This is a genomic window from Gemmatimonadota bacterium (assembly GCA_016712265.1).
In the GTDB taxonomy this organism is placed as follows: Bacteria; Gemmatimonadota; Gemmatimonadetes; order Gemmatimonadales; family Gemmatimonadaceae; genus RBC101.
Map to the genome: position 1 here is coordinate 142,642 of JADJRJ010000028.1, position 16,934 is coordinate 159,575.

The 16,934-nt window shown below is 67.2% G+C and carries 17 protein-coding genes; 5 read left to right on the plus strand and 12 right to left on the minus strand.

Going from position 1 to position 16,934, the window contains the following annotated elements; all coding sequences use genetic code 11:
* Window positions 1-4 precede the first annotated feature (4 nt).
* The 10 genes from IPK85_07580 to IPK85_07625 all read right to left on the minus strand — a co-directional run bounded on the left by IPK85_07580 (window position 5) and on the right by IPK85_07625 (window position 10,408).
* A complete protein-coding gene (locus tag IPK85_07580) occupies window positions 5-1,063 on the minus strand; it encodes a PD40 domain-containing protein (protein MBK8247237.1) in 1,059 nt (352 codons plus the stop codon).
* Window positions 1,064-1,072: 9 nt separating this feature from the next.
* Window positions 1,073-2,644 (minus strand): S41 family peptidase, encoded by a 1,572-nt coding sequence (locus IPK85_07585; GenBank protein MBK8247238.1) that lies wholly within the window; start codon window positions 2,642-2,644, stop codon window positions 1,073-1,075.
* A 216-nt stretch (window positions 2,645-2,860) separates the two neighbouring features.
* A complete protein-coding gene (locus IPK85_07590) occupies window positions 2,861-3,757 on the minus strand; it encodes a replication initiator protein A (protein ID MBK8247239.1) in 897 nt (298 codons plus the stop codon).
* A complete protein-coding gene (locus tag IPK85_07595; GenBank protein MBK8247240.1) occupies window positions 3,754-4,452 on the minus strand; it encodes an SDR family NAD(P)-dependent oxidoreductase in 699 nt (232 codons plus the stop codon). The genes IPK85_07590 and IPK85_07595 overlap by 4 nt, the downstream gene beginning before the upstream one ends.
* A complete protein-coding gene (locus IPK85_07600; GenBank protein MBK8247241.1) occupies window positions 4,449-4,994 on the minus strand; it encodes a hypothetical protein in 546 nt (181 codons plus the stop codon). The genes IPK85_07595 and IPK85_07600 overlap by 4 nt, the downstream gene beginning before the upstream one ends.
* 77 nt (window positions 4,995-5,071) lie before the next feature.
* Window positions 5,072-5,467, minus strand: a complete 396-nt coding sequence (locus IPK85_07605) for a response regulator (GenBank protein MBK8247242.1) — start codon at window positions 5,465-5,467, stop codon at window positions 5,072-5,074.
* Window positions 5,468-5,525: 58 nt separating this feature from the next.
* A complete protein-coding gene (locus IPK85_07610; protein MBK8247243.1) occupies window positions 5,526-7,028 on the minus strand; it encodes a PAS domain-containing protein in 1,503 nt (500 codons plus the stop codon).
* A gap of 76 nt (window positions 7,029-7,104) precedes the next feature.
* Window positions 7,105-7,794 carry a hypothetical protein gene (locus tag IPK85_07615; protein ID MBK8247244.1) on the minus strand — a complete coding sequence of 230 codons (690 nt, stop codon included), beginning with the start codon at window positions 7,792-7,794 and terminating at the stop codon, window positions 7,105-7,107.
* 164 nt (window positions 7,795-7,958) lie between these two features.
* Entirely contained in the window at window positions 7,959-9,458 is a 1,500-nt protein-coding gene (locus tag IPK85_07620; GenBank protein MBK8247245.1) for a PAS domain S-box protein, read from the minus strand.
* 158 nt (window positions 9,459-9,616) lie between these two features.
* Window positions 9,617-10,408 (minus strand): zinc ribbon domain-containing protein, encoded by a 792-nt coding sequence (locus IPK85_07625; protein ID MBK8247246.1) that lies wholly within the window; start codon window positions 10,406-10,408, stop codon window positions 9,617-9,619.
* 69 nt (window positions 10,409-10,477) lie between these two features.
* On the opposite strand from IPK85_07625, the gene glnA reads away from it, so the two are divergent.
* From glnA to IPK85_07645, 4 genes are all read left to right on the plus strand, one after another.
* Entirely contained in the window at window positions 10,478-11,821 is a 1,344-nt protein-coding gene (gene glnA / locus IPK85_07630) for a type I glutamate--ammonia ligase (protein ID MBK8247247.1), read from the plus strand.
* 468 nt (window positions 11,822-12,289) lie between these two features.
* On the plus strand, window positions 12,290-12,496 hold the full coding sequence (locus IPK85_07635; protein ID MBK8247248.1) for a DUF2892 domain-containing protein: 207 nt from the start codon (window positions 12,290-12,292) through the stop codon (window positions 12,494-12,496).
* Window positions 12,478-13,059, plus strand: a complete 582-nt coding sequence (locus IPK85_07640; protein ID MBK8247249.1) for an RNA polymerase sigma factor — start codon at window positions 12,478-12,480, stop codon at window positions 13,057-13,059. Before IPK85_07635 ends, IPK85_07640 begins: the two co-directional genes overlap by 19 nt.
* Window positions 13,046-13,309 carry a zf-HC2 domain-containing protein gene (locus IPK85_07645; GenBank protein ID MBK8247250.1) on the plus strand — a complete coding sequence of 88 codons (264 nt, stop codon included), beginning with the start codon at window positions 13,046-13,048 and terminating at the stop codon, window positions 13,307-13,309. Before IPK85_07640 ends, IPK85_07645 begins: the two co-directional genes overlap by 14 nt.
* Window positions 13,310-13,355: 46 nt before the next feature.
* On the opposite strand, the gene IPK85_07650 is transcribed toward IPK85_07645, so the two are convergent.
* Window positions 13,356-13,748, minus strand: coding sequence for a gamma-glutamylcyclotransferase (locus IPK85_07650; protein MBK8247251.1), 393 nt, complete (start codon window positions 13,746-13,748; stop codon window positions 13,356-13,358).
* A 107-nt stretch (window positions 13,749-13,855) separates the two neighbouring features.
* Here IPK85_07650 and IPK85_07655 point away from each other — a divergent pair, with 107 nt between their 5' ends.
* Window positions 13,856-15,949: a S9 family peptidase gene (locus tag IPK85_07655; protein ID MBK8247252.1), complete on the plus strand. Its 2,094-nt coding sequence runs from the start codon at window positions 13,856-13,858 to the stop codon at window positions 15,947-15,949.
* Between the two features lie 16 nt (window positions 15,950-15,965).
* Here the strand turns inward: IPK85_07655 and IPK85_07660 are convergent, their stop codons facing one another.
* Window positions 15,966-16,826, minus strand: a complete 861-nt coding sequence (locus IPK85_07660) for a sulfite exporter TauE/SafE family protein (GenBank protein ID MBK8247253.1) — start codon at window positions 16,824-16,826, stop codon at window positions 15,966-15,968.
* Between the last annotated feature and the right edge of the window lie 108 nt (window positions 16,827-16,934).

Consider the following 16,934-nt stretch of genomic DNA (forward strand, 5'->3'; position numbering starts at 1 on the left):
CTCCTTACTTCCAGTCGGCGAGGAAAAGGTTGGTCTCGTTCGGCTTGTCGTTATGCCGGTTGGAGGCCCAGAGGAGCCTGGTGCCGTCCGGGCTGAACATCGGGAAGCCGTCGAACACCGGGGTGAAGGTCACCTGCTCGACCTGTGATGGTCCGGCCTTGTTGGCGTTCGCATCAACGAGGAAGAGGTCGAAGTTTCCGCTACGGGGACTTTGGTGGTTGGACGAGAAGATGATGCGCTGGCCGTCGGGGGTCCACGAGGGGCCGAAGTTTGCGCCGCCCAGGGCCGTCACCTGGCGCTGGTCGCTGCCGTCGGCGTTCATGACGTACAGCTCCACCTGCGATGGGCGGATCATCTTGCGGGCGAGCAACCCGCGGTAGGCTGCCAACTGCGCCGAGTCCGCCGGGTGGTGCGCGCGGTACACGATCTTCGTGCCGTCCGGCGACCACCACGGACCGCCGTCATAGCCGGGGGTGAACGTGAGTCGCTTCACGTTCGTGCCGTCAGCATTCATCGTGTAGATCTCGAGGTCGCCGTCCTTGAGTGACGTGAAGACGATGGTCTTCCCATCCGGCGAAAGCACCCCCTCGGCGGTATACACATTGTAGTTTGTCAGGCGCTGCAGGTCGGTGCCGTCACGCTTGACCGTGTAGATGTCGAACTGGTCGAGCGGCCAGACGTAACCGGCCGAGGGATCCGGGCGCGCTGGGCAGGTCGCGTCGTGTGCGTGCGAGGACGCGAAGAACAGCCGGTCGCCGCCGGGGAAGAACCACCCGCAGGTCGTCTTGCCGAGGCCATTGGACACACGAACCAGCCCACTACCATCGGCGCGCATGACGTACTGCTGGTCGCAGGTGCGGCCGTCGCGCGTGGACTGGAAGGTGATCCACTTGCCGTCCTTGCTGAAATACGCCTCGGCGTTTTCGCCGCCATTGGTCAGCTGGCGGAGGTTGGACAAGTGGCGTTCCGCCGACTCGGCGGCGACCACGGGCAATGGCGTGGCCCGTACACACGAAAGCGCCGCCACGAGGGTCGTGGCGGCGAACGTCATCAGGACTCTCATGCCCTGAACTTACTTGGTGGTCGGTCGGGCGGCGAGCGCGATCAATTCCTTGGTGGACGGCCCTGACTTGAGGATCGCGATGGCGCGCTGGAGTGGCGGATCGTCGGGGAGGGCGCGGCGTCGAGCCGTGGAATCGCCGAAGGCCGCGCGGGCAAACCGGTTTTCCATGTCGCGATCGATGTAGCGCTGGCCGGCGTCCCATACGGCGCGATCAATCTCGACGCCGCGCTTCTTGAGTCGGCCGTAGAGCTCCTCGCGCCACGCCGGAGCGACCTGGAAGTCGGGCTTGAGCTGCGTCTTCATTTGCACCCCGTAATCGTACAGGGTGACGTAGTACTCGGCCCGCTTGGGGGCCAGGGCACGGATGAGCTGCTGCTCGGCGGTCGTGAACGTATCCGGGCGGACGCTGAGGTCCGGGGTGATCGCGCCGCCGCCATACAGCATCCGGCCAGCCGTCGACTTGTAGGTCGGGCGCGCCTTTCTGGCGCTATCGGACTCCAGCGAGTCGGGGTGCACCTCCACGAACTGTCCGTCGGGCATGAGCTTGCGCTCCTTCTGGATCGAGCGCCCGGCCGGCGTAAACCACTTGCCGGTGGTCATCTTGAGGGCATACCCACCGTCCAGGTTATAGACGGTCTGCACGAGCCCCTTCCCGAACGAGGTGTTGCCGAGAATGAGCGCGCGATCGTGGTCCTGCAGCGCACCGGCGACGATTTCGGCGGCCGATGCGGAGTATTGGTCGATGAGAATGACAATGGGGAGGTCTGGCGCCATCGGCCGTTCGCGCGCCGCGTACACCTGTGGCTCAGCTCCACGTCCGCGCACCGACGCGATCTCGGCACCCTGTGGGAGAAAGAGGTTGGAGATCGACAACGCCTGCTCCAGGTAACCACCCGGATTGCCCCGCAGGTCCAGGATGACTCCCTTCACCTTCTGCGCCTGGAAGTTGCGGATCGCGGCGGCGATGTCGCGGGTTGACGACTCGTTGAAGTTGTCCAACGGGAGGTAGCCGACGCCGTCGAAGGTGATGGCGTATCCAACCGCGGGCACGCGGATGACGCGGCGTGTGAACGACGTCTTGATGGGCTCATTGACCCCCGGGCGCGCAAAGGTGACCGTCACCTTGGTGTTGGGCGTCCCGCGGAGTGAGTCGGCGACGCGTGCGTTGCTCCACCCGCGAGTCCCCAGGGTGTCGATGGCGACGATCACGTCACCTTCCGTGACCCCATTTTCCTCCGCGGGCGTGTTGTGGAACACCCGTGCGACGACCGCGCCCTTGCCGGGCTGGTTTTCGATCGACATGCCAAGCCCGCCGTAGCGTCCGCCGGTCGTGGTGTTGAACTGCGTCATCTCCCGCGGGCTCAGCAGCTCGGAGTATGGGTCCTGCAGCTGGCTCACCAGCCCCCGGGCCGCCTTCTCGTAGAGCATGGCTTCGTCCACCGAGTCCACGAAGCGCGACTGGACCAGGTCCAGTACCTGCCCGAGGAGGCGTCCTCCGTCCTGCGTTGCCCGTTCCTGGGCGATAAAGCCGCCGGCCACCAGCGGGGCGACGACGATGATGCCAAGGGCGGCTTTCCTCATGCGGTTCATGCGGGAAATTCCGGAAGGAGGGGTGTCCTAATACTGCATCGAATACGCCCGGAGGGCAGGGTAGTTCCTGAATTCGGACTGATGCGAGGGGGGAAGGTCACCGGGGAAGAGCAACTGCCAGGGCGAAGCACGGGGAGCACGGGCAGTACGGGCAGCACGGGGGGCACGGGGGGCACGGGTCTCGTGCTGGCTCGTACCGCTTGTGCTTCATCCGTTCGCTTTTTCCCGCGTCGCCAGGACGTAGTCTACGTACCAGACCTTGTCCACCTGATGCACCTTGGCGTCCCGAACCAGCCCGGCGGCCAACAACATCTCGTGGGCAGGCTGCAAGACGCGCTGCAAATGGGACGGGTAGCGTTGGACGAGGGGCATCTGCTCTGCCAGGGCTTCCAGGCCGATACGCCAGGTCACGGTGTCCTCGGCCCGAGCGACCTCCAGCAGACGGTACAACCGCCGTGCGACCGGGGACTGGAGCGCGGCGTATTGGGACGCGACAAGCGTCGTTACGTGGCCGGACGCGAGATTGCCGCGCACCACATGCGATAGGACGACCCGGGCATCTCCGGGCTCCGACGTGGTGACATTGGCAAAGAGGGCGAGCTGGTCGCGATCGGCCACCCGGCGGCGGTCGATCGAGACGGCCTGGAGAACGGTAAAGCGACCCTGGATCGCATGGCCGGCGGCGGCGCTGTAGTAGGCCTCGTGCGACTCCAGCCCGGTACGCTCCAGCCGGTTGAGCGCCGCGCGCAGTTGTTCATACGTGCGCCCGTCGGCACGTCGGCCAATGGACCGAAGAAAGGCGTGCAGCGTGAACGTGATCACGCCATCCTCCGGGGAGCCGGCATCCAGGAAACGACGGCACAATTCGACGTACACGTCCTGGTCGAAGGTGCCAGGGAGTCGGTCGCCAGGTGCGGGGAGCACGCGCCAGCGCCCACCCGACGGCGGGGTAAAGAGGATCGACGACTCCTCGGCGGAATCGCTCAGCCTGAAGACCGGCAGCGATTCGAGGGCGCGGTCGAGGAAGATGTGCTTTCCTGGCGGACGCCGGTTGCCCACCGGGGTCCGGGCGCCACGACGCTCGGGCTGTGGCACGGCGCTCATGCGAGGCGGATCACCTGGCCGGTCATGTTCGACGCGGCCGGACTGCAGAGGTGTGCGATCCAGCCGGCGACGACTTCCCGGTCCACATACGCGATGCCAGTCCCCATGCTCGCTTCGTTGGCGGCGGTGCGGATGCTCGTGGGCGCGACCGCGTTGGCGCGGACCCCGGTCGCCTTTTCCTCCTGGGCCACCGCCTGCATCAACGCGAGGAGGGCGGCCTTGGAGGCGGCGTAGGCGGAGAGGTCGGCGACGCGTCCACCGGGAAGCGCAGCGGCAGACGCGACGTAGGTGATGGCGCCGCGCGCCTCGCGCAGGAGCGGCAGGAAGGCGCGCGTGGTGCACCAGGCCGTGGTCGCGTTCAGGCTCCACATGCGTTCCCACACGGAGAGCGCACTGTCGGCGATCGGGCCGGAGGCGGCGAACCCACCGGCGAGGCACGCCAGCGCGGCAATGCCGCCTCCTTCCGCCGCGACCTGCTCGGCGACGGCGGCAACCGCGGTCGCGCTCGTGAGGTCACAGGGGAAGCCGATGCAGTCGACGCCCCGCGCGCGCTGCTCGGCCACCCGCGCCGCCAGCTCGCCGGCATCGCGGTCGACGAGGCGCAATCGGGCTCCCTGTGCGGCGAAGGCGTCGGCGACCGCTTCTCCCAGTTGGCCGCGGCGTCCCACCCCGGTGATCACGACCGTTCCGGTCATGCCGGGTCCACGCGGCCGAGGGCCGTGCGCAGCGCTTCGCGCAAGGTCGTCACGCCGTCGTCGGAGCCGGCGGCCGATCCCTCGCGCACATGCAGCTCAACACCGTCCGCGACGAGCACGCGCCGCCAGCGAAAGGATCCAAGCTCATCATCCTTGACCGCGTGCGGCACGGCCGCGGCGAGGGTGCTGCCGAGCCAGGTGGCAATCCGCCGCTCGAGCGCGTCCCCGGTGACCGACTTCATCTCCTTGCGGATCGCGTCGAGGTTGAAGCCCTCGCGCTGCCGGATCTTGATGCCGAGGAGCTGCAGGAAGTGTCGATAGGTGTAGGTCGCCGACGTGCCCGCGCCTTCGGGGCGATCCATCAACTGGTGCGCGACATAAAAGCGCACAGCGCGCGCGGACGGCGTGGCGCGCGCCACGGCGTTGGTCGGACGTACACCGACCGCGTCCACGAGTCCCGCGACGTGGGACGCGAGTCCGCGGGCGTTCCACGGTGCAAAACGCGCATGTGCGCGCAACAGGGCCACAGGAGACTCCGCCATGGCGGGAGTTTACCCGGCACCGGGTGGCGCGCGCCAGACGAGCGGGCGAGCAACTCGTCAGGCGTGGAAAACCGGCCCTAGGTCGTCGGCGTCGGGTGGATCGTGGACGCCACGCCGTGTTTGGCCGCGATCCCGGCGATCACCACCAGGTCAGCCGGCTTCTCCAGAAAGTACGTCGCCCCGAGCCGCAGGGTCGCCAGCCGCACCTCTTCGTCCGGGAAGGCGGTCAGCGCGATCACCGTCGCGTCTGGCGAAAGCAGGCCCGACGCCGCCATGACCTGCAACCCGCCGTCGCGCTTTCCGCCCAGCCGGATATCCGAGATGATCAGGTCGAAGGGTTGGAGCGCGAGGGCGGATTGGGCCTCGTCGAGGGTACCCACCGCGGTCACCGTGGTCGCAGTGACGTCGAACAAGTCGGTCAGCGAGTCGCGAATGGACTGCTCGTCTTCGATGATCAGGATCGGACGGGGCACGGGCGGATTCCGAAGGGACACCGGTTGAACGGAGGAACCGCCGAAAAGGTTCGCGCGCTCAGCCCGGCTCCGCCCCGGGAGGGAGGACGGGCAGGGTGACCGTGAGGGTTGTCCCCGACTCCGCGTTCGAGGTGATGGTGATGGTTCCCTCATGTTCTTCGATGATGCGCTGACAGATCGCGAGCCCGATCCCCGTGCCCTTCTCCTTGGTCGAGTAGAACATCTGGAACACTCTCGCCAGCACGTCGGGGGGAATGGCGGGGCCCAGGTTCGTCAGCTCGCAAATCCACTGGCCGCCCTGAACGGAGGTGCGGAGGCGCAGCGCCGTTCCGGGCGGGGCATGGTCGGCGGCGTTCATCAGGAGGTTCAGGAATACCTGGCTCAGCTGCTCGGCCTCCAGGTGTACGCCGACTGGCTCCACCAGCCTATCGTGCACCAATCGCAGACCGCGTGCGTCGAGCAGCGGTCGCTGTGACTCCAGCACCTCGTCCCAGACATGGTCGGGGTTGCCTGTCTTGAACGTCACGCGCTTGGGACGGCCAAAGTCGAGCAACGACGTCACCATGCGGTTGAGCCGTTCCACTTCCTTGAGGATGCGACCGACAATTCGCTCGACGACGGCATCTTCCCGGGCCCGGAACTGCAATAGCTGGGCGGCGGCCGAGATCCCGAAGAGCGGGTTCCGCAGTTCGTGCGCGATGCCGGTGGCGACCTCCCCGATGGCTTCCAGTCGATGTTTGTGGCCCACCTGGTGCACGAGGTCGACGCGATCGAGTGCGGCGCCGGTTTGTGCAGCGAGCGTTGCCAGGACGCGGTCCCCTTCCTCCTGGTCCTGCCGAGAGGTCAGGGCTCGCGAGTAGAGAGCCATCGCCCCGCTGAAGTGGCCCCCGGGGTTCATCGGTGCGGCCGTGATCCTCGCGCCGTCCAGGTTGATCGACACCACCCGACCCTCGGTCAGAGCCAGCAGGGCAGCCTCGCCCAGGGTGCCACCGGAAGGGTCGATCCCCGCTGCCATGGTGGAGTGCGCGAGGACCGGGGCGTCCCCAGGGCGCTGCACCCAAATGACGAACCCTTCATTTGGAATGGCCCGTTGGACCTGCAACCCCACTTCGTGAAACACACGTTCCAGATCCACGGGTCTGGCGAGCGCCAACCCCGTATTGATCAGTGCCTCCCGGGACTTGTGGCTAGGTGTGATGTCGACCGTCGAGAAGACGAAACCGCTGGGCTTATGGGCTTCGTCTCGCAGCATGGTGACCTGCAGCAGGAACACGCGTTCCTCGGTGGGCGAACTGCAGGGGAATTCCCAGGCCACTCGCTGCACGGTGCCCGTACGTAGCTGCGCCATGGCATCGCGGACCTGGGTCGCATAGCCCGGCTCGGCGAACGCGGACCACAGCGACGAGCCACAGACCTGCTGCTCGGTGACGAGCTCTGGCGCGCCATTGTCCGCCGCGAACCGCGACCAGCTCCGGTTGGTGCTGGTGATTCGTCCCTCGAGATCCGTGGTGTAGATCGTGAGCGGGAGAGCGTCGAGGACCTGCCGAGAAAAGTCGTCCATAGGTACCTCATCAACGACGACGGGTGACCAGCGGTTCGCTGGTCACCCGTGTGGACATGATGCGCGGGGGCGGTTCCTACTTCTTGCCCTTTGGTGCTGCCTTCTTGACGGGGGCCTTCTTGTCGGCTGCGGCCTTTTTCGCTGGGGCCTTGGCCGTCTTCTTTGCCGCCGACTTCACTGCCTTCGCAGGCTTCGCCGATTTCTTGGCGGCCGGGTTCGACTTTGGGGCGGCCTTCTTTGCCACCTTCGGCGGTGGGGACGCCTTTTTTGGTGCAGCCTTGGCGGGAGCTGCCTTGGCCGGAGCTGCCTTGGCGGAGGTCGCCTTTACCGGAGCGGCCGCCTTGGCAGGAACTGCCTTTGCTGGTGGTGCTGACTTCGCCGCCTTCGCCGGCGCTGCTGTAGGAGCGGGGGCGGAGGTGGTGGCTGGTGCCGCAGGTTCAGAGGGCGCAGCAGCGGCAGGTGCGGGCTTTGGAGACGGAGGACGCCCGGGCCGACGGCGAGCGGGGGCTGAGCCGAATTCCATGTCCTCGTCCTCGAGCGGCTCGTCTTCCGGGCCATCATCCGCGACTACTTCGGCCTCTTCCTCTTCCTCCAGGGCGGCTTCGTCCGGGTCTTCCCAGAGGGAGTCGTCGCGCTTGGTGGATCCCCAGCCGTCGTCTTCTTCCTCCTCCTCGTCATACGACCCGCCGCCTCCGTAGCCGACATCGTCCATCTCGTCTTCGTCGGACAGGCGCCAGGGGCGCTCGCCACTTTCACCGCGGGACATGTATTCCTCCGTCGAATTGGTGTCGGCTCAGGTCTCGGTTCCGCGCACGCACACGCGGTCACACCTTCTACAATTGCGTACGAAATCCGTCAAGCGGGGAGTTGCACGGCTCGTCACGTTTTGGCGGCGTGCGACCCGGAGCGCGGCAGCCTCCAGGGTCCATCCTACGCTGCGGTCGTGGCGGCCACGGCCTCCATGGGGAGTGTCACACGAAAGGTCGTCCCGGCACCGGGACTGGACTCCACGATAATCTCGCCGCCGTGGGCTTTCACGATGCCGTAACTGACGCTGAGGCCGAGTCCGGTACCTTCACCCTGCGGCTTGGTGGTGAAGAATGGCTCGAAAATACGGTGCTGGGTTTCGGCCGGGATACCGGCGCCGGTATCACTCACCACGATCATCACGTGGACGTCACGTCGCTCGGTCCGTACGACCAAACGACGGGTGTCGGCCCCTTGCATGGCATGTTCGGCGTTGACGACGAGGTTCAGCACGACCTGGTGGAGGCGCTGGCCGTCGCCGGCCACGGCGGGCAGTGCGGGGTCCAGGTCCACCCGGACGTCGATTCCATTGGAGCGCAGGCTGTAGCTGCGCAGGCGCAACGTGTGCTCCACGATCTCGTTGACGTTCACCGCGCCTTGTGCCGGACCGCCCTTTCGGGAGAAGAAGAGCAGGTCGCGGATCACGGCGACGGCGCGGTCGGCCTCGCGCTTGATGAGGCGGACCGACTCGGCTTGCTCCGGGTCGAGGGGGTCCTCGAGGAGCAACTGGGCAAACGCTGAAATGCCGGCGAGCGGGTTGTTCAGCTCGTGGGCCACTCCGGCGACGAGTTCGCCAAGCGCGGCCAGCTTTTCGCTCTGGCGCAAGTGTTCGGCGAGGCGACGTTCCTCGGTCAGGTCCCGGATGACCACCACGAGGCCGACAGGCGCATCGCCGGTATCCCGGATGTAGTCCACGTGCACGGACGCGGGAAAGGTCTGCCCATCCTTCCGGCGATGGGCTTGCTCCGTGAGCCATACCCCGCCGGCCGGGGCTGGCCCGGACTGGGTGAACCGCCGGTCTAACGATGCGCTGGCGACCAGGGTTTCCAGGGGGCGTCCCTCGAACTCCGCGGCGTCATAGCCGAACAAACGCACGGCAGCGGGATTGGCGTAGCGCACCTGGCCCTCGAGAGACACCAGCAGGACCGCTTGGTCCATGGTGTTCACGGCCGCGGCGAGCATCGCCTCTCGCGCCCGGTGCGCCACTGCATGCACGGCGAGGGCGAGCGTGGGCACCAGCTGCCCCAGGGCGTCGTGGTCGACGTGCTCACGCCCATGGGTGGGGATGCGCCAGAGGGCGCCCACGTCCTGCCGGTGCAGCGACAGCGGGTAGCGCATCGCGCCATGCAGGGCCCCGGGGAGGGCGCGCGCGTCGAGGGTCGTGCCCAGCAAGCCGGTGAGCGTGCCCGTGGCCGCGACGCACTCCAGTGCGCCATGCGTCGGATCGGCGAGACCCAGGGCATAGCCCTCGGACCCGATCTGGTTCGCGATCGCCTGGAGCACGGCGGGCAACGACTCAGCCTCCGCGAGGGCGGCGGCGGCGCGCGCCACCGCGCCGAGGGGTCGCGAAAGGTCATCCGGCGTCGATTCGGCGGCGCGCGGCGACGATGAGGAGTCGCTCACCGGATCGGGTGGACGTGTTGAGCTGCCAGACGCATGGACACACGATGGGGTCTCGACACCAAAAACTCAATGCGTCCCATCGGGATTCGTTCCCTGGCGCCCCGCGCCGGTCCGGCGTGTGCCCGGCGCGGGCCGTTTAGCAGGAGGCGCCGGGCCGGCTATGGTCGCACGAGCGCCAGCGCCGCGTCGATGTCGCCCCGATGACGTTCGTACTCCTCCAGCGCCTTGGCGCGCTCGGTGGTTTCCACCTTGGCCAGGCGCTGGAGCCGCTGGCGCCCCCCGGTCGAGTCGCCGCGGGCCATCACCACCCGGGCGTCGAGGATGATCCCCAGGAGGTGATCGGGCTGTTCACGCAGGATCGTATCGGATTGGGCGCGTGCGGTGGCCAGGTCGCCGGCCATCTCGGCCATGCGCCCCATGTCGTAGCGCTGGTCGGCGGAAAGCGGCGCCAGGCTTTCGTAGGCTCCAACCGCCATGGAGGCAAAGAAGGCAGCAGAATCCGGCTTTCCCTCGGCGGCGAGCTTCATGACGCGATCGTAGAGCCGGTCGGCGCGCTCCTGCGGCGACATCTGTGAGATGTCGGGCGCTCGGACGGCCCCGCCACCCCCGGCGAATGGCGCGACCATCCCTTCCGGCGCTGCGGCTGACGCCGTGGTGCTGGACTGCTGGTTCGCGACCATGATGACCACGGCGAGGAGCGCGGCACCAGCAACGACCCAGGGCACGATGCTGCGAGAGTCCGATCCCATCGCCGCGCTGGCGTTGGCGCGCGCAGATCCGCGACCCGACGCGACGGTCCCTCCGCATCGGTGGCAAAACTGTGCCCCCGGGGTGAGCAGGGTTTGGCAGGAGGTGCAGCGGGCACCGATGAGGGCAGCGCCGCAGTCGGAGCAAAATTTTCCCGAGGCGGTCGCGCCACAGCCGGGACAGGTCGTCGTGGAGGCAGTCATGGCCCGAAATGTAGGAGATTGCGGGCCGAACCGGTGTCATCCCGGCCCCGGCTCGCGCATCTTCCCTGCATGCGGAACCAGTTTGCCGGGGCCTCCCCGCAGGACATCCTCGCCTATGCGGCCGCGCACGACGTGCGCTTCCTTCGGCTGCAGTTCACGGACATTCTTGGCGTCAACAAGAATGTCGAGATCCCGAGGTCGCAGTTCGAAAAGGCGCTTGCCGGCGACATCCTGTTTGATGGGTCCTCGATCGAGGGGTTCGTGCGGATCGAGGAGTCGGACATGCTGCTGGTGCCGGATCTTGCGACGTTCCGGGTCTTTCCGTGGGGCGATCCCGAGCAGCGTGTGGCGCGACTGATTTGCGACATCGCGGCGCCGGATGGTACGCCGTTCGAGGGGGATCCGCGCCGGGTGCTCAAGCAGCAGATCGCGCGCGCGGCGTCGCATGGGTACACGATGAATGCGGGGATGGAAGCGGAGTTCTTCGTGTTCAAGTCGGCGCGTGAGGGGGAGCCCGCCACCGCGACGCACGACGTGGGCTCCTACTTCGACATGGCGCCGGCCGACCTGGGCGAGGATGCGCGGCGCGCGATGGTGTCCACCCTGGAGCAGATGGGCTTTGAGGTGGAGGCGGCGCACCACGAGGTGGCGCACGGCCAGCACGAGATCGACTTCCGGTACGCGGATGCCCTGACGACGGCGGACAACATCGCGACGTTCCGGTTTGTCGTGAAGTACGTCGCGAACCAGTTCGGGCTGACGGCGTCGTTCATGCCGAAGCCGATCTTTGGGCAGCCCGGGAGCGGGATGCACACGCACCAGTCGTTGTTCAAGGATGGCGTCAACGCCTTCTGGGACAAGGGTGCGCAGTGGGAGTTGAGCCCGGTGGCGCTGCACTACATCGGCGGGATCCTCAAGCACGCGCGTGGCTTTTGCGCGATCACGAACCCACTGGTGAATTCGTACAAGCGCCTGGTGCCAGGGTACGAGGCGCCGGTGAACGTGGCGTGGTCGATGCGCAATCGGTCGCCGCTGGTGCGCGTGCCGGCGCGCCGTGGGACGGGGACGCGTATTGAGGTGCGGGTGCCGGATCCGTCGGCCAACCCGTACCTCGCGCTTGCCGTGATGCTGGCGGCCGGGTTGGATGGGATCGAGACGAAGGCGGACCATCGCGAGCCGGTGGATACGAACATCTTCGAGATGTCGTTCCGCGAGAAGCGGCGCCTGCGCATCGACGACCTGCCGCACGACCTGAACGAGGCGTGTGATGAGCTGGAGAAGGACGATGTGATCCTCACCGCGCTGGGTCGGCACATCGCGACGCATTTTCTCGATGCGAAGCGGCAGGAGTGGCGGGACTACATCACGCAGGTGCACCAGTGGGAGCTGGAGCACTACCTGCTGAAGTACTGACTGATGCAGCACGAGAAGCACGGGCGGCACGGGAGGCGTTTGAAGTACTAACTGATGCAGCACGGGAAGCACGGGCAGCCCGAGCGGCACGTGAGGCGCTGCCCCGCCGTGCTCCTCGTACCGCGCGGGCTGCTCGTACCGCTCGTGCTTCGTAGTGGCTTTTTGCCTTCCGTGGTTCCTTTCCTCATTCCAAACGCGGTACCAAGGAGAGAGGCGGCGTGGTCGGAACCGATGCAGCACGTGAAGCACGGGCAGCCCGAGCGGCACGTGAGGCGTGCCCCCCCCGTGCTCCCCGTACCGCCCGGGCTGCTCGTACCGCTCGTGCTTCGCAGTGGCAGTTTGCCTCACCTCGTCGTCCCTTCCCTGACACCGCGCTTCCCTGTTCCCTGAACTTCGCGGCGCCCTGAATCCTTTCGGTGTGATCGCGTCTCTCTCCTGGTGAACCCACTATTTCACCGGAGACTCCCCATGGCTGCCACTGCATTCTTTGCCCGCAACGAAGGAACCGTTGACCGCGCCCTTCGCGTCCTGCTCGGCGTTGCCCTGCTGTACTTCGCGTTCAGTGGACGCGGCGTGTGGGGGTACATCGGCATTGTGCCGCTGGTGACCGGCCTGGTGGGCAGCTGCCCGCTCTATTCACTCCTCGGCATGAATACGTGTCCCGTGAAGCGGTGAGTGGTGCCGAGCAGGGGGTGGATGCCATCCTGCTCCAGCGGACGGCAGCGGGCGACGACGGCGCGTATCGCGACTTCGTCGCCCGGCACGAGGCGGGGGTCTGGCAGCGTGCGCGCACGCTGACCCAGAGCGAGGCCGACGCGGAGGATCTCCTGCAGGAGGTGTTTCTCGCGGCGTGGCGCGGGGCGAGCACGTACCGCGGTGGATCCGCGCGTGCGTGGTTGCTGACGATCCTTGGGCATGCGTGGTCGCGGATGCGACGACCATCGCGCCAAGTGGTGTTGGAGGACGACGAAACGCTGGAGTCCCTGGCCCTGCGCGCCGGGTGGGGGACGGTGGGTCCGCTGGTTGAGGACGAGGCGTCAGCCACGATCGCGGAGGCATTTGCCCGTTTGTCCGATGAGGATCGGCGCATCCTCTCCCTGCGCGACATCGATGGGGTGAGCGGGGAAGAAACGGCGGCGATGCTGGGACTCACCGTCCCGGCGATGAAGAGCCGACTGCACCGGGCGCGCTTGCGCCTGGCGGCCGTCTACCAGGAGGTGCGTGATGGATCCCCTTGATGTCGTGGTCGCGGGGCTGTCGTGTCGCCAGGTGCTGGGCCATCTGGGCGATTTCCTCGATGGCGACTTGCCCGGTGAGACGCTGGCGGCGGTGCAGCAGCATCTCGCGGGTTGTCAAACGTGCGAACGGTTTGGCGGGCGTGTGGCCACGGTGGTGGCGGCCTTGCGCGAGGTGGCGGTCGCTGCCGCCGACGTCCCGCCTGGGGCGCACACGCGTCTTCTTGCGCATCTCGCGGCGCACCGTCCGTGACTTGTTCCAGGTCCGCTCGATGGCTGCCGCGTTCGAGCGAGGGTAGTCAGCGCGTCGGCCCCGGGAGCGGCCCCGTCTCGCGAGCTCCCCAGTCGCCATCGGCGACGAGCGTCGCCGTCGCCGGATCGCCGCGCCAGGTGTAGGTCCGGGCCTCGAGCTCCTCGAAGGTGTTTAGCTGGGCGCGGACGGCGGTCAAGGCGAACATGTCACCCTCGTAGTCATCGAGGGCGGCGAGCGCCGCTTCGCTGCCCGCCGGAAAGCGGAAGAGCTCCCCGTGCACGCGCCCGGCGGTCGCGTCGAGGATGAGCCCCGGGTGCCAGGAGACGCGATAAAGCCGGCCGGCGACGGTGGCCGCGCCGATGAATGACGCCGTCGCCATCAACGGGTGCGGGAGACCGGCGGTGTCCCGCCGCAGGGAGCCATACACGAAGAGGTTCACCGCCGAAGGCTAGTGTTGCCGACGGCAGCCGTCGAGCGGCGCGCCCTTCACGGCGTGGGGTCCGGGGCTCAAGTTTGGCGCCGCCTCCCCACCGACCGAGGAAATCCATGCGAACGCTTCCCCGCCTGTTGCTGTCCGCTGCCCTTGTCGCGTGCGGGGGGAAAGGGAGCCCAGGTGCCCCCGCTACCCGGATCTCCCTGGTGGTGGACACGCTGCATGGAGTGGCGGTCGAGGATCCGTATCGCTGGCTCGAGGAGCAGGGAAGCTCTGAGGTACGCGACTGGATTGCGGCGCAGCAGCGGTATGCGGACTCCGTCATGGGGCCGACGTCGCCACTGCGGGATTCGCTGATGCAGCGCCTGACGGAGTTGATGGACGTGCCCAACGCCAGCGCGCCGCGGCGTGCAGGGGCCCATGAGTACTTCACCCTGCGCAAGCGAGGGGAAGCGACGGCCGCGATCTACCGACGTCCGGCGCCCAAGGAGTCGGGGCCGGTGGATGTCGAGGGGACGTACGAGAAGGTGGTTGACCCGCTGGCGATCCGGGATGACGGGACCACGAGCGTGGAAATCATTGGGTTCACTGGGGACGGTCGGCGGCTGATGTACTCGGTGCGCGATGGCGGGCCGGATGAGATCACGGTGAAGGTGCGCGACCTCACGACCATGCAGGATCTCCCGGATTCCTTGCCGGCGGCGCTGTACGCGAGCTTGTCGTTCGCGCCGGACGGCAAGGGGATCTACTTCGTGCACCGTTCACGCACGGACGGGCCGCGCTTCAAATACCACGCGTTAGGCACAGACCCAGCGTCGGACTCGGTGCTCTTCGGGAACGGTCTGGCACCGACGGCCTTCCTGAACGTGACGTCGGCCGAAGGAGGGAAGTACCGCCTGATGACCGTTGGTCACGGGTGGGCCAGCAATGAAGTGTTTGTGCTGGAGACGAAGACGGGGACGCGTTACGAGATCACCGAGGGGGTGGCCGCCCACTTCGCGCCGCAGTTCGTGGACGGGAGCCTGTGGATGCGGACGGACCTGGACGCGCCGCGCGGGCGCGTGGTGCGGGTCGACCTCGCGAATCCGGCGCGGGACCAGTGGAAGGAGGTCATCGCACAGGGCGACCAGGTGCTGGACGGCTTCCAGGTGATCGACTCCCTGGTCTGGGTGACATGGATCAAGGACGTGGGGCACCAGGTGACCACCCACACCAAGGCCGGGGTCGAAGTGGACCGGATCGAGGTGCGCCCCGGAAGCTCGGTGACGCTTCGTGGCGGTCCAAAGGGAACGCTGTACCTCACCGAGACGGGGTTCGACCGGCCGAGCGTGACGTACACGGTCGATCGCGCAACAAAGGCGCGGGCGATGCACGAGCCGTCGAAGGTCCCATTTGACAGCGGGACCGTGGAGGTGACACAGGTGTGGTACACGTCGAAGGACGGCACCCGCGCCCCCATGTGGGTGATGTCGAAGCGTGGAGCCGCACGGAGTGCGACCACCCCGGCGCTGCTGAACGGGTACGGCGGATTCGCCCTCAGCCTGCTGCCGCGTTTTGACGCACGCGCCGCGGCGTGGGTGGAACGCGGTGGGGTCTACGCGCAGGCGACCTTGCGCGGCGGCAACGAGTTCGGGGAGGAGTGGCACAAGGGTGGGATGCTCCTGAACAAGCAGAATGTCTTTGACGACTTCAACGCGGCGGCGCAGTACCTCGTCGATAGCGGGTACACGAGCCCGGCACACCTCGCCATTCGGGGCGGGAGCAATGGGGGGCTGTTGATGGGGGCGGCGATCACGCAGCGCCCGGATCTCTACCGCGCGGCGTTCGTTGGCGTGCCAGACCTGGACATGGTGCGCTTCTACACCTTCCGGACGCACAACAACATGCCCGCCCTGCTCGAGTACGGGGACGCGTCCCGCAAGGAGGAGTTTGCCGCCATCATCAAGCACTCGCCGTACCAGGCGGTGCGCGATGGCGCGAGGTACCCGGCGGTGTTCGTGCAGACCGGGATCAACGACACGCGCGTCCCACCGTGGCAGGCGCGTCGCTTCACGGCTCGGCTCCAGGCCGCGACCGGTTCACGCGAACCGGTGATCCTCTACCATGACTTGCGATCCGGCCACGCCGGGGGACGCTCGAACGCGGGCGGGATCGAGCTGGCGACGAAGGAACTCGAGTTCCTGTGGAGCCGGACGGCGAAAGAGTGAAGCTGAGCGGACGCCGTCAGGCGGTGGTGGTTGACGTTCGCTGCATTCCCGACCGGAGCAGTGTCGCCGCCGTGTAGACGATCACGACGAGCACCACCCAGCGGAGCGTCGTCAGTGGCAGGGTCTTCACGATGAAGGCGGCGATGAGCACCGCGGGGACGCTGCCGACCGCGAGGCCGAGCGCTGCCTTCATGTCGAAGCCACCGGTGCGGAGAAACCGACCGCTGGCCACCGGCATGAGGAAGGCACACGAACCCATCATGATCGGGAAGGCGGCCTGCACGTTCATCCCGAGCAGGCTGACCAGGATCATGCAGGGGGCATACAGCCCGATGCCAAGGGTCATCAGGGCGCCAAGGACGAAGTTGCCGCCTAACGCCATGGCCAGCTTCGCGCCGGACACGCCGAGGGCCTCGCCGCCGGACGGGGTGATGCCCATGAGCGACGTGAAGAGCAGGATGGCAGCGCCGAGGAGCGCCCCGCCCATCCCCAACTGGATCTTGCGCCGTGAGAGTCCCGAAACCACGCCGGCGCCGAGCCACGATCCCGCCATCGCGGCGATGATCATCGGGATGAGCGTGGTGGATTCGACCGGGACGATCTTGGTGAAGATGTAGGTCTGGATGATGACGGCGATGGTGTGCCCGACGTTCAGCGTGCCCGGGATCTTTTCGTCCGGGATCGTCTTGAGTGCGCGCCACGCGGCGGTCGTGGTGGCATACGACCCGATCCCCAGGGTGTCCAGGAAGTTGGTGACGAACCCGATCGCGAGTCCGCTGGGGGTTGGGGTGACGTTCTCCGTCGCGCGTGCCTTGATGACCCCTCGCACGAGCGTCACGAGGTAGTAGATGCCAACGACGGCGAGTGCGACCAGCAGCCCGGTCTTGGCGAGGTCAGCGGGGGCCGCAGCCGCCGTTGACGCGGTGGAGAGAGAATCCTGCATGTGGGGGGGTTGGGGTCAGCGCGGGCAGAACATGCGAGACGG

Bases quoted from the DNA above. Each gene is read 5' to 3' on its own strand.
- IPK85_07655 (MBK8247252.1), top strand. From the start codon at position 13,856: ATGCGAACGCTTCCCCGCCTGTTGCTGTCCGCTGCCCTTGTCGCGTGC.
- IPK85_07645 (MBK8247250.1), top strand. From the start codon at position 13,046: ATGGATCCCCTTGATGTCGTGGTCGCGGGGCTGTCGTGTCGCCAGGTG.
- IPK85_07610 (MBK8247243.1), bottom strand. From the start codon at position 7,028: ATGGACGACTTTTCTCGGCAGGTCCTCGACGCTCTCCCGCTCACGATC.
- IPK85_07600 (MBK8247241.1), bottom strand. From the start codon at position 4,994: ATGGCGGAGTCTCCTGTGGCCCTGTTGCGCGCACATGCGCGTTTTGCA.
- IPK85_07585 (MBK8247238.1), bottom strand. From the start codon at position 2,644: ATGAGGAAAGCCGCCCTTGGCATCATCGTCGTCGCCCCGCTGGTGGCC.
- IPK85_07615 (MBK8247244.1), bottom strand. From the start codon at position 7,794: ATGTCCCGCGGTGAAAGTGGCGAGCGCCCCTGGCGCCTGTCCGACGAA.
- IPK85_07635 (MBK8247248.1), top strand. From the start codon at position 12,290: ATGGCTGCCACTGCATTCTTTGCCCGCAACGAAGGAACCGTTGACCGC.
- IPK85_07595 (MBK8247240.1), bottom strand. From the start codon at position 4,452: ATGACCGGAACGGTCGTGATCACCGGGGTGGGACGCCGCGGCCAACTG.
- glnA (MBK8247247.1), top strand. From the start codon at position 10,478: ATGCGGAACCAGTTTGCCGGGGCCTCCCCGCAGGACATCCTCGCCTAT.
- IPK85_07625 (MBK8247246.1), bottom strand. From the start codon at position 10,408: ATGACTGCCTCCACGACGACCTGTCCCGGCTGTGGCGCGACCGCCTCG.
- IPK85_07580 (MBK8247237.1), bottom strand. From the start codon at position 1,063: ATGAGAGTCCTGATGACGTTCGCCGCCACGACCCTCGTGGCGGCGCTT.
- IPK85_07590 (MBK8247239.1), bottom strand. From the start codon at position 3,757: ATGAGCGCCGTGCCACAGCCCGAGCGTCGTGGCGCCCGGACCCCGGTG.